General features: G+C 54.4%; 11 protein-coding genes. 3 read left to right on the top strand and 8 right to left on the bottom strand.

What is annotated here, in order from left to right; all coding sequences use genetic code 11:
• Positions 1-11: 11 nt before the first annotated feature.
• The 6 genes from hscB to uvrB form a co-directional block, all read right to left on the bottom strand.
• A complete protein-coding gene (gene hscB, locus L103DPR2_RS07940) occupies positions 12-548 on the bottom strand; it encodes a Fe-S protein assembly co-chaperone HscB (RefSeq protein WP_055361940.1) in 537 nt (178 codons plus the stop codon).
• Entirely contained in the window at positions 548-871 is a 324-nt protein-coding gene (iscA, locus tag L103DPR2_RS07935; RefSeq protein ID WP_055360539.1) for an iron-sulfur cluster assembly protein IscA, read from the bottom strand. Before iscA ends, hscB begins: the two co-directional genes overlap by 1 nt.
• A 23-nt stretch (positions 872-894) precedes the next feature.
• The gene (iscU, locus tag L103DPR2_RS07930; protein WP_055360537.1) at positions 895-1,284 is read right to left on the bottom strand and encodes a Fe-S cluster assembly scaffold IscU; all 390 of its coding nucleotides are present in this window, start codon (positions 1,282-1,284) and stop codon (positions 895-897) included.
• Between the two features lie 39 nt (positions 1,285-1,323).
• Positions 1,324-2,544, bottom strand: a complete 1,221-nt coding sequence (locus L103DPR2_RS07925; protein ID WP_055360534.1) for an IscS subfamily cysteine desulfurase — start codon at positions 2,542-2,544, stop codon at positions 1,324-1,326.
• Between the two features lie 13 nt (positions 2,545-2,557).
• Positions 2,558-3,094: a Fe-S cluster assembly transcriptional regulator IscR gene (gene iscR, locus L103DPR2_RS07920; protein ID WP_055360532.1), complete on the bottom strand. Its 537-nt coding sequence runs from the start codon at positions 3,092-3,094 to the stop codon at positions 2,558-2,560.
• A 127-nt stretch (positions 3,095-3,221) separates the two neighbouring features.
• The gene (gene uvrB / locus L103DPR2_RS07915; protein WP_055360530.1) at positions 3,222-5,345 is read right to left on the bottom strand and encodes an excinuclease ABC subunit UvrB; all 2,124 of its coding nucleotides are present in this window, start codon (positions 5,343-5,345) and stop codon (positions 3,222-3,224) included.
• 132 nt (positions 5,346-5,477) lie between these two features.
• Here uvrB and L103DPR2_RS07910 point away from each other — a divergent pair, with 132 nt between their 5' ends.
• The 3 genes from L103DPR2_RS07910 (at position 5,478) to rsxB (ending at position 8,880) form a co-directional block, all read left to right on the top strand.
• Positions 5,478-6,674, top strand: a complete 1,197-nt coding sequence (locus L103DPR2_RS07910; RefSeq protein WP_055360528.1) for an amino acid aminotransferase — start codon at positions 5,478-5,480, stop codon at positions 6,672-6,674.
• A gap of 119 nt (positions 6,675-6,793) precedes the next feature.
• Positions 6,794-8,194, top strand: coding sequence for a polyhydroxyalkanoate depolymerase (locus L103DPR2_RS07905; RefSeq protein WP_055360526.1), 1,401 nt, complete (start codon positions 6,794-6,796; stop codon positions 8,192-8,194).
• Positions 8,191-8,880, top strand: coding sequence for an electron transport complex subunit RsxB (gene rsxB / locus L103DPR2_RS07900; RefSeq protein WP_055360525.1), 690 nt, complete (start codon positions 8,191-8,193; stop codon positions 8,878-8,880). The genes L103DPR2_RS07905 and rsxB overlap by 4 nt, the downstream gene beginning before the upstream one ends.
• Before the next feature lie 4 nt (positions 8,881-8,884).
• On the opposite strand, the gene L103DPR2_RS07895 is transcribed toward rsxB, so the two are convergent.
• Together L103DPR2_RS07895 and L103DPR2_RS07890 are read right to left on the bottom strand one after the other, a co-directional pair.
• On the bottom strand, positions 8,885-9,376 hold the full coding sequence (locus L103DPR2_RS07895; RefSeq protein WP_055360523.1) for a VOC family protein: 492 nt from the start codon (positions 9,374-9,376) through the stop codon (positions 8,885-8,887).
• Complete coding sequence (locus tag L103DPR2_RS07890) at positions 9,373-11,424, bottom strand: acetyl-CoA carboxylase biotin carboxylase subunit (protein WP_055360522.1); 2,052 nt, start codon at positions 11,422-11,424, stop codon at positions 9,373-9,375. The genes L103DPR2_RS07895 and L103DPR2_RS07890 overlap by 4 nt, the downstream gene beginning before the upstream one ends.
• Positions 11,425-11,465: the final 41 nt, after the last annotated feature.

The raw sequence follows: 11,465 nt of genomic DNA, 5'->3' as shown, positions 1-11,465 counted from the left end.
GTTTGAATGTGTTAGCTGCAAGCGTCTAACTGGTGTTGCACTTCTTGTGAAAACTTGTCGATGAACATCAACGCCCTGACCTGCCCTACAGCTGCTGCAAAGTTGTGGTCCACATCGATCAATGCAGCCATCTGCTTCAAGACTTGGGCCTGCGAGGCGTCCACTTCGTCCAACAGTTTTTCCAATGCCTCTATTTTAGAGTCGACAACTTTGATGGCCTTGCAATCGTCCAAGGCTTCACGCCATTCCATTTGCTGCATCAAAAAAGCAGGCGGCATGCTGGTGTTGTTTTCGGCATTGACGGCAGCGCCGTTCAATTCACACAGGTAGGCTGCGCGTTTGAGTGGATCTTTGAGGCGGTTGTAGGCTTCGTTGATGCGCACAGACCACTGCATCGCAATGCGCTGCGCAGAGGCGCCTTCAGAGGCAAACCGGTCGGGGTGCGCCTCGCGTTGCAAAGACTTCCATTGCAAATCGAGTTGCGCGCGGTCCAATGCAAAAGTCGGCTGCAAACCGAACAGCTCGAAGTCTGACGCCTGCAGTGAAATCACACGCGGAACGATTCGCCACAGCCGCAGCGATCGCGCTCATTGGGGTTGTTAAAACGGAACCCCTCGTTCAAACCTTCACGCACAAAATCAAGCTGGGTGCCATCGATGTAGGCCAAGCTTTTGGGGTCGATCAACACCTTCACGCCGTGGTCTTCAAAGACCACGTCTTCGGGCGCGACTTCGTCCACGTATTCCAGTTTGTACGCCAAGCCAGAGCAACCGGTGGTTTTAACGCCCAAGCGCACACCCACGCCCTTGCCGCGTTTGGTGATGTAGCGCGACACGTGACGCGCTGCAGCTTCTGTCAATGAAATGGCCATGATGTACTTCCAGCAACCACCGCTTAGGCGGTTGCGTGTTTTTTCTTGTAGTCTTCGACGGCTGCTTTGATGGCGTCTTCGGCCAAGATGGAGCAGTGAATTTTGACGGGTGGCAAAGCCAACTCTTCGGCAATTTCGCTGTTCTTCAAGGCAGCGGCTTGGTCCAGTGTTTTGCCCTTCACCCACTCGGTGACCAGAGAGCTAGACGCAATGGCAGAGCCACAACCGTAGGTTTTAAAACGTGCATCTTCGATCACGCCCGTTTGGGGGTTGACCTTGATCTGCAACTTCATCACGTCGCCGCAGGCAGGTGCGCCCACCATGCCGGTGCCCACATCTTCGTCGCCCTTTTCAAAGGAGCCCACGTTGCGGGGGTTTTCGTAGTGATCAACAACTTTTTCGCTGTAAGCCATGGTGTTACTTCCTTAATCTGTTCTTGAACGCTAAAACGCTTAGTGTGCAGCCCACTGAATGGTACTGAGGTCGACGCCGTCTTTGTACATTTCCCACAAGGGGCTGAGTTCGCGCAACTTGGCCACGTTGGCTTTGATGGTCTCAATGGCAAAGTCAATTTCGGCTTCGGTGGTCCAACGGCCCACGGTCATGCGCAAACTGCTGTGGGCCAATTCGTCGCTGCGGCCCAAGGCGCGCAATACGTAGCTGGGCTCCAAGCTGGCAGAGGTACAGGCAGAACCTGATGACACCGCCAAACCTTTGATACCCATGATGAGCGATTCGCCTTCAACATAGTTGAAGCTCATGTTGATGTTGTGGGGCACACGCTTGGTGGGGTGACCGTTCAAGAACACTTGCTCAACGTCTTTCAAGCCATTGATCAGGCGCTCTTGCAAAGCTTTGGCCTTGGCAATGTCTTGGTCCATTTCTAAGCGCGCAATGCGGAAGGCTTCGCCCATGCCCACGCACTGGTGTGTCGGCAAAGTGCCAGAACGCATGCCGCGCTCGTGACCGCCACCGTGCATTTGCGCTTCGAGGCGCACGCGGGGTTTGCGGCGGACATACAAAGCACCAATGCCTTTAGGACCGTAGGTTTTGTGCGAGGCCAAGCTCATCAAATCGACGGGCAAGGTGTTGAGGTCGATGGGCAATTTACCGGTGGCTTGCGCAGCATCCACATGGAAGATGATGCCCTTCTCACGGCAGATGGTACCAATGGCGGGAATGTCTTGAATCACGCCAATTTCGTTGTTCACAAACATGACGCTGACCAAGATGGTGTCGGGGCGCAAAGCAGCCTTGAACACATCGAGGTTGACCAAGCCGTCTTCTTGCACGTCAAGGTAAGTGACTTCAAAGCCTTGACGCTCTAGTTCACGCATGGTGTCGAGAACAGCTTTGTGCTCGGTCTTGACCGTAATCAGGTGCTTGCCGCGAGATTTGTAAAACTGCGCTGCGCCCTTCAAGGCCAAGTTGTTGGACTCGGTGGCACCACTGGTCCACACAATTTCGCGAGGGTCGGCACCGATGAGGTCGGCCACGTCTTTGCGGGCTTTCTCGACGGCTTCTTCTGCTTCCCAACCCCAAGCGTGGCTGCGTGAAGCTGGATTGCCAAAGTGCTCGCGCAACCAAGGAATCATGGCATCGACCACGCGCGGATCACAAGGATTGGTGGCGCTGTAGTCGAGGTAAATGGGGAAATGAGGTGTGCTGTTCATGCTTGAAAACTTCTCAAGATTTCATCAATGTGTTGCCCAAGGCAAACACGGAATTGGGGGCGTTCACGCGCACAGGCTGAACCACTGGCATGGCCGAAATGGCGCGCTTGATGGCGGGCTTGTCTTCAATGGTGTGACCTGCGGCCAATTGGTCATCAACCAATTTTTGCAAGTTGACCGAGTCCAAAAACTCAACCATGCGGGAGTTGAGGGAGGCCCACAAATCGTGGGTCATGCAACGGCCAGTGCTGCCGTGGCAGTTTTCTTTGCCGCCGCAATGCGTGGCATCGATGGGCTCGTCCACCGACAAAATGATGTCGGCCACGGTAATGTCGGAAGCTTTTTTGGCGAGGGTATAGCCGCCGCCAGGTCCGCGGGTGGACTCGACCAATTGATGGCGACGCAACTTACCGAACAACTGCTCTAGGTAAGACAAAGAGATTTCTTGACGCTGGCTGATGGCAGCCAAAGTGACCGGGCCTGAATGCTGTCGCAGGGCCAAATCGATCATGGCGGTGACCGCAAATCGACCTTTGGTGGTGAGGCGCATGGCTAGATCCTAGGTTGTTGACTAATTCGCTCGACTATAGCAGAACTTGAGCGGAATAGTAGGAATACGATTTGAAGGTCTTTATGGTCATGGGGGAAAGCGCCCCACGCCCATTTCGGGCTCTGCTTCAGGCTTTCAGCACCACCACGTTGTCGGTTCCTGGTGCACCAAAAGCTTGCGCCTTGAGCATCTGCAGCTGGTCTCGCACCTGGGCCGCCTTCTCGAAATCGAGGTTTTTGGCGTGTTCCATCATCTGCTTCTCGAGTTGCTTGATGGCTTTGGAGATGTCCTTCTCGCTCATCTCCTCCACTTTGGCCCGTTGAACGGCGGCCAACTCTAAGCGTTCGGCTTCTTTGCCCGCCTTCTCGCTGTACACACCATCAATCAGGTCGCGCACTTGCTTCACGATGCTGCGCGGCGTGATGCCCATGGCTTCGTTGTGGGCCAGTTGTTTGGCCCGCCGGCGCTCGGTTTCGCCGATAGCCCGATTCATGGAATCGGTCATGCGATCGGCATAAAGAATAGCCCGGCCATGGAGGTTTCGCGCTGCACGGCCAATGGTTTGGATCAAGCTGCGTTCTGAGCGCAAAAAGCCTTCTTTGTCGGCGTCCAAAATGGCCACTAAAGACACCTCGGGAATGTCCAAACCTTCGCGCAACAAATTGATGCCCACCAACACATCGAAGGTGCCAAGGCGCAGGTCGCGCAAAATTTCAACACGCTCCACAGTGTCGACATCGGAGTGCAAGTAACGAACCTTCACGCCGTTGTCAGACAAATAGTCGGTCAGCTGCTCGGCCATGCGTTTGGTCAGTGTGGTGATGAGTACGCGCTCGTGCTTTTCAACGCGGATGCGAATTTCTTGCAGCACATCGTCCACTTGGTGAATGGCGGGTCGCACTTCCACTTGGGGGTCGACCAAACCTGTGGGCCTGACCACCTGCTCCACCACTTTGCCTGAATGCGTTTTTTCGTAATCGGCTGGTGTGGCCGACACAAAAATACATTGACGCATTTTGGTTTCAAACTCTTCAAATTTAAGCGGCCGATTGTCCAGCGCACTGGGCAACCTGAAGCCATATTCCACCAGCGTGGTTTTGCGTGCGCGGTCGCCGTTGTACATGGCGTTGAGCTGACCAATCATTTGGTGGCTCTCGTCCAAGAACATGATGGAATCCGAAGGCATGTAGTCGGTCAGGGTACTGGGTGCGGCACCAGGTTCTGCGCCCGACAAATGACGGGTGTAGTTTTCAATGCCTTTGCAGTGCCCCACTTCACTGAGCATTTCCAAATCAAAACGCGTGCGTTGCTCTAGCCGCTGTGCTTCCACCAATTTGCCCATGCCCACCAGTTGTTGAAGGCGCTCGGCCAGTTCAACTTTGATGGTTTCCACCGCAGCCAAAACTTTGTCGCGCGGTGTGACGTAGTGGCTGGAAGGATAGACGGTGAAGCGGGGAATTTTTTGACGGATTCGACCTGTTAGGGGGTCAAACAATTGCAGGCTTTCAACTTCGTCGTCAAACAACTCAATGCGCACCGCCAACTCAGAATGCTCGGCGGGAAACACATCGATGGTGTCGCCTCGCACACGAAACTTGCCGCGGCTAAAGTCTTGGTCATTGCGCATGTATTGCATGCGAATGAGTTGAGAGATCACATCGCGCTGCCCCACTTTGTCGCCGGTGCGCAATGTCATGATCATGCGGTGATAACTCTCGGGCTCGCCAATGCCGTAAATGGCCGACACGGTGGCCACAATGACCACGTCGCGACGTTCCATCAAACTCTTGGTGCACGACAAGCGCATCTGCTCAATGTGCTCGTTGATGGCGGAGTCTTTTTCAATGAACAAATCGCGCTGAGGTACGTAGGCTTCGGGCTGGTAGTAGTCGTAATAGCTGACGAAATACTCAACGGCGTTTTTAGGAAAGAACTCTCTAAATTCTGAGTACAGCTGTGCGGCCAAGGTTTTGTTGGGCGCAAACACAATGGCGGGCTTGCCCATTTGGGCAATCACGTTGGCCATGGTGAAAGTCTTGCCAGAGCCCGTCACGCCCAGCAAGGTTTGAAACACTTCGCCGTCATTCAGCCCCTCCACCAAACCTTCGATGGCGGTGGGTTGATCGCCCGCTGGCGGATAGGGTTGGTACAACTCAAAGGGCGAGCCCTCGTAATGCACAAATTTGCCTTCAGGTGCCACATGCGGCACGGCTTCGAGGACGGGTTCAAAAGAATCGGGTGAGACGACCATGGAACTTCTTGAGATGGGTCAATTTGGGGCGAAAAATGGAAGAAAGAGCCGTTAAAATTAGGGGCAACCCTAAAGCCTAACCTAGGTTTGGGATTTCTGCCATCCGCAACCTCCTTATCAAGGACTTTTTTCATGTCTCTGTTTACCGCCGTCGAAATGGCCCCCCGCGACCCCATCTTGGGTTTGAACGAACAATTTGCAGCCGACACCAACCCCAACAAAGTGAACTTGGGTGTGGGCGTTTATTTCGACGACAACGGCAAACTCCCCTTGCTCGAGTGCGTGCAAGCTGCTGAAAAAGCCATGATGGACAAACCCAGCGCCCGTGGCTACCTGCCCATCGACGGCATTGCCGCCTACGACGCCGCTGTGAAAAGCCTGGTGTTTGGTGCCGACAGCGAACCCGTCAAGTCTGGTCGCGTGGCCACCGTGCAAGGCATTGGCGGTACCGGCGGCCTCAAAATTGGCGCCGACTTCCTGAAAAAAGTCAGCCCCAACGCCAAGGTTTTGATTTCCGATCCCAGCTGGGAAAACCACCGCGCGCTGTTTGCCAACGCGGGCTTCCAAGTTGACACCTACGCCTACTACGACGCCGAAAAACGCGGCGTCAACTTTGACGGCATGTTGGCCAGCCTCAACGCAGCAGCGGCTGGCACCATTGTGGTGTTGCACGCTTGCTGTCACAACCCCACCGGCTATGACATCACAGCCGCCCAATGGGATCAAGTGATTGCGGCCGTCAAAGCCAAAAACCTCACAGCCTTCTTGGACATGGCCTACCAAGGTTTTGGCCACGGCATTGCCGAAGACGGCGCTGTCATTGGCAAGTTTGTGGCCGCCGGCCTCAACTTCTTTGTGTCGACCTCTTTCTCTAAGAGCTTCAGCTTGTACGGCGAGCGCGTCGGTGCTTTGTCTGTGGTCTGCGCAGACAAAGAAGAATGTGGCCGTGTTCTCAGCCAATTGAAAATTGTGATCCGCACCAACTACTCCAACCCTCCCATCCACGGTGGCGCGGTGGTGGCGGCTGTGTTGGCCAACCCCGAGTGGCGCGCCACTTGGGAAAAAGAGCTGGCTGAAATGCGCGTTCGCATCAAAGCCATGCGCCAAAAATTGGTCGACGGCCTGAAAGCCGCTGGCGTAAAGCAAGACATGAGCTTCATCACCACCCAAATCGGCATGTTCAGCTACTCTGGCCTGACCAAAGACCAAATGGTTCGCTTGCGCTCTGAATTTGGCGTTTACGGCACCGACACAGGCCGCATGTGCGTGGCCGCGTTGAACAGCAAAAACATCGACTACGTTTGCCAGGCCATTGCCAAGGTGATCTAAAAGTCCCAGTTTGTGAACCTGAATGTCGCGCATTCAATTCAATTTAGATGCGCGACTCCATTTTCCATGCATCACAACTGCTATATTGCTGCAGTGCAACAATTTAAGGTGATTTAGTCATGCTCTACCAAATCTACGAAACTCAGCGTTCCATCATGGAGCCTTTTGCAGACTTGGCTCAGGCTGCCGCCAAGATGTACAGCAACCCGCTCAACCCCATGGGCAATTCGCCTTTGGCACAGCGCGTGTCTGCCAGTTACGAATTGATGCACCGTTTGGGCAAGGACTATGTCAAGCCCGAGTTTGGCATTCGCACGGTCAAAGTGGGCAAGGTGGATGTGGCCATCCACGAGCGCGTCGAAATTGACAAAGCCTTTTGCGAGTTGCGCCGCTTCAAACGCTTCTCTGACGATGCACCCACACTGAACGCACTCAAAAAACAACCCGCTGTTTTGATCGTTGCACCTTTGTCTGGCCACTACGCCACGCTGCTGCGCGACACCGTCAAAACCATGCTCAAAGACCACAAGGTCTACATCACCGATTGGAAAAATGCCCGCTTGGTGCCTTTGGCTGATGGCGAATTCCATTTGGACGACTATGTGAACTACGTGCAAGAGTTCATTCGCCATGTGCAAGGCGTGTATGGCAACTGCCACGTGGTCAGCGTGTGTCAACCCACGGTGCCTGTTTTGGCAGCCGTTTCCTTGATGGCCTCGCGTGGCGAGAAAACACCTTTGTCCATGACCATGATGGGCGGCCCCATTGATGCGCGCAAGTCGCCCACTGCGGTCAACAACTTGGCCATGAACAAGAGCTTCGAGTGGTTTGAAAACAATGTGATTTACAAAGTGCCCAGCAACTTCCCTGGTGCTGGCCGCCGCGTTTATCCTGGCTTCTTGCAGCACACAGGCTTTGTGGCCATGAACCCCGATCGCCATGCCACCAGCCATTACGATTATTTCAAAGACTTGATCAAAGGTGATGACGCCAGCACTGAAGCGCACCGCAAGTTTTATGACGAGTACAACGCAGTGCTCGACATGGATGCCGACTACTATTTGGAAACCATCAAAACGGTTTTCCAAGATTACAACTTGGTGCACGGTACTTGGAACGTCAAGAACCCTCAAGGCAAATCCGAACTGGTGCGCCCTCAAGACATCAGCACCACCGCATTGCTCACCGTTGAAGGTGAGTTGGACGATATTTCGGGTTCTGGCCAAACGGCTGCGGCACATGGTTTGTGCAGCAACATCAAGCCCAACAATCGCAAGCACTTGGAAGTACCAGGCGCCGGTCACTACGGCATTTTCAGCGGCCGCCGTTGGCGCGATGTGGTGTACCCCGAAGTGGTCAAGTTCATTTTGGCGCACAACGATGTCAGCGGAAAAAAGAAGCCTGCAAGCAAAGCCGCCGCAAAACCAACAGTGAAAGCTGCTGCCAAAACCACAGCCAAAGCTGCGGTAAAGCGCACCGCCAAATCTGTGACTTCTAAAGCCGTCGCTCGCAAAAAGTGAGTTCGCTGGCTGACCGCATCAACGATGCGCTGCCGCAAACGCAGTGCACACGATGCGGCTATCCCGATTGCAAGGCCTATGCGCAGGCCATTGCGAATGACAACGCACCCATCAATCAGTGTCCACCCGGTGGCGCGGCAGGCATTGCCGTCTTAGCCCAGCTAACCCATCAAGCGCCCTTGCCTCTCAACCCTGAGCATGGGGTAGAAGCCCCGATGACCGTGGCCGTGATCGATGAGGCTTGGTGCATTGGCTGCACGTTGTGCATCAAGGCCTGCCCTACCGATGCCATCTTGGGCAGCAACAAGGTGATGCACACCGTCATAGAAGCTGTGTGCACTGGCTGCGATCTTTGCCTTCCTGTTTGCCCCGTTGACTGCATTGAGATGGTGCCCATCTCTGGCCACAAAACAGCTTGGGCGGCCTGGTCACCCGAATTGGCTGCACAAGCCAGACAACGCTATGAAGCACGTCAGCACCGACTGGTCATTGAAGAACGTGAACAAGCAGCAAGACTAGAAGCCAAAGCCGCCATGAAGCTGGCGGATTTGGAAGCACACACACGTCCGATGGAAACGCCATCGGGAACGACTTCCGATCAAGATGCGGCGGACAAAGAAATGGCCCGCAAGCGGGCCATCATCGAAGCGGCCATAGCCAAGGCCAAAGCGCGCCAAAAGGCTTGAAGCTTTAAGCGTATTGCGCGGCCAATGCGCCAAAGGCTTTGACCACTTCGTCGGGCGCTTGAACCAACTCGATCAACACACCCTCGCCGCCAATGGGCAACTCTTCATTGCCCTTAGGGTGAATGAAGCAGATGTCAAAGCCGGCTGCACCTTTGCGAATGCCACCCGGCGCAAAGCGCACACCTTGCGAAGTGAGCCACTCAACGGCCACTGGCAAGTTGTCAATCCACAAACCCACATGATTCAAGGGTGTGGTGTGAACGGCTGGTTTTTTCTCGGGGTCCATGGGCTGCATCAAGTCCACTTCCACTTTGAAGGGGCCCACACCCATGGCGCAAATGTCTTCGTCCACGTTTTCGCGGTCGCTTTTGTAGGTGCCCGTCACTTCTAGGCCAAACATGTCGACCCATAGTTTTTGCAGTTTGACTTTGTCAGGTCCACCGATGGCGATTTGCTGAATGCCCAAGACCTTGAAGGGACGGTTGATCACACTCATGCTTCAAACTCCACAATCACTTGGTCTACCGAGAGAGATTCGCCTTGAGCGGCCAAGACCTTTTTCACCACACCATCGTGCGCAGCAAACAAGATGTTTTCCATCTTCATGGCTTCAATCACCGCCACGCGCTCGCCGGCTTGCACTTTCTGACCAGGCGTGACGGCCACATTGACCAACAGGCCAGGCATGGGCGACAGAACAAAACGGCTCATGTCGGGTGGTGTTTTGAACGGCATCATTTGGTGCAACTCAGCCATGCGGGGCGACACCACCAAGGCTTCAATGCGCGTGCCGTTGTGTTGGATTTGCAATGCCAAAGGATTTTTGGGTGTGCCGCGTTCCACCTGTGATGTGAAAGGTTTACCGTTGACCGTACCGCTAATGCGCACATCGTTCAAACGTGAATGGCTTTCAATGATGTAGTGGTTCTCACCCACCTTGATGATGGCTTTGCCGCTCTGACCACGGAACTCGTCCACATGGACACTGATGTAGCGGTTGTCGCCTTTGGCACCCAACACAATGACACTGTAGTCATGGCCAATTTGCACGTCATAGCCTGGCAACTGGCCGCTGATGTTGGCGGCACGCTCGCGTGATTTACGACGAACAAACGCAGCCAAGGCTACCAAGAAATCAGGATCGTCGTGCGGCACATCTTCTGCGCGGAAACCATGCGCATAGTTTTCAGCAATGAAGCCTGTGTTGAAATCGCCGGCCACAAATTTGGGGTGTGCCAACAAAGCCGCTTGGAACGGAATGTTGGAGCTGATGCCGCGAATGACGAAACCATTCAAAGCTTCGCGCATTTTGGCAATCGCGTCATTGCGGTCGGCACCGTGCACGATCAACTTGGCGATCATGGAGTCGTAGAACATGGGGATCTCGCCACCATCCTGCACGCCGGTGTCCACACGCACGCCCAACAGGTCTTGCGTGTTGGACTGGAACATCGTTTGCACAGGCGTTTGGAAACGCACCAAGCGGCCTGTCGAAGGCAAGAAATTGCGGAAGGGATCTTCAGCATTGATACGGCACTCAATGGCCCAGCCGTTGCGCTTCACATCGGCTTGTGTGATGGGTAACTTCTCGCCGTTGGCCACACGAATCATCATCTCCACCAAGTCAACGCCCGTGATGGCTTCGGTGACGGGGTGCTCCACTTGCAAGCGCGTGTTCATCTCCAGGAAGTAGAAGCTTTGGTCTTTGCCGACCACAAACTCAACCGTGCCTGCAGATTGGTACTTCACAGCTTTGGCCAAGGCTACCGCTTGCTCACCCATGGCTTTGCGTGTGGCATCACTGATGAAAGGTGACGGCGCTTCCTCAATCACTTTTTGGTGACGACGTTGAATAGAGCACTCGCGCTCGTTCAAGTAAATCACATTGCCATGGCTGTCGCCCAAGACTTGAATTTCAATGTGACGGGGCTCTTCGACAAACTTCTCAATGAAGACGCGGTCATCGCCAAAGGAGTTGCGGGCTTCGTTGCGGCAAGACGTGAAACCTTCAAAGGCTTCTTTGTCATTGAAGGCGACGCGCAGACCTTTGCCACCGCCGCCAGCTGAGGCTTTGATCATGACGGGGTAGCCAATGCCCTTGGCAATTTCCACAGCTTGCTCGGCTGTGTCAATGGCATCGTTGTAACCAGGAATGGTGTTGACTTTGGCTTCGTTGGCCAATTTTTTCGAGGCAATTTTGTCGCCCATGGCGGCAATCGAGAAGTGGCGTGGGCCAATGAAGGCAATGCCCTCGTCTTCACAGCGCTTGGCAAAGGCTTCGTTTTCAGACAAGAAGCCGTAACCTGGGTGAATGGCTTGCGCACCAGTGGCTTTGGCCGCAGCAATGATCTTGTCGGCCACCAAGTAAGACTCGCGCGATGGCGCTGGGCCCAACAACACGGCCTCGTCGGCCAGCATCACGTGGCGAGCTTCTTTGTCGGCTTCGGAATAAACGGCAACCGTGGCAATGCCCATTTTCTTGGCGGTTGCAATGACACGGCCGGCAATTTCACCGCGGTTGGCAATCAAAATTTTGGTAAACATATTTTTTCTCCTAATGGCGTAATCAGTTCAAGCTTCGTCGG

Source organism: Limnohabitans sp. 103DPR2, assembly GCF_001412575.1.
Lineage (GTDB): Bacteria > Pseudomonadota > Gammaproteobacteria > Burkholderiales > Burkholderiaceae_C > Limnohabitans_A.
The sequence above is the reverse complement of the archived record's forward strand: the minus strand, read 5'-3'. Positions and strand labels throughout refer to the sequence as shown.

Coding starts and splice junctions, on each gene's coding strand:
- L103DPR2_RS07895 (WP_055360523.1), bottom strand. CDS start 9,376: ATGAGTGTGATCAACCGTCCCTTCAAGGTCTTGGGCATTCAGCAAATC.
- iscR (WP_055360532.1), bottom strand. CDS start 3,094: ATGCGCCTCACCACCAAAGGTCGATTTGCGGTCACCGCCATGATCGAT.
- L103DPR2_RS07910 (WP_055360528.1), top strand. CDS start 5,478: ATGTCTCTGTTTACCGCCGTCGAAATGGCCCCCCGCGACCCCATCTTG.
- L103DPR2_RS07890 (WP_055360522.1), bottom strand. CDS start 11,424: ATGTTTACCAAAATTTTGATTGCCAACCGCGGTGAAATTGCCGGCCGT.
- iscU (WP_055360537.1), bottom strand. CDS start 1,284: ATGGCTTACAGCGAAAAAGTTGTTGATCACTACGAAAACCCCCGCAAC.
- iscA (WP_055360539.1), bottom strand. CDS start 871: ATGGCCATTTCATTGACAGAAGCTGCAGCGCGTCACGTGTCGCGCTAC.
- uvrB (WP_055360530.1), bottom strand. CDS start 5,345: ATGGTCGTCTCACCCGATTCTTTTGAACCCGTCCTCGAAGCCGTGCCG.
- L103DPR2_RS07925 (WP_055360534.1), bottom strand. CDS start 2,544: ATGAACAGCACACCTCATTTCCCCATTTACCTCGACTACAGCGCCACC.
- L103DPR2_RS07905 (WP_055360526.1), top strand. CDS start 6,794: ATGCTCTACCAAATCTACGAAACTCAGCGTTCCATCATGGAGCCTTTT.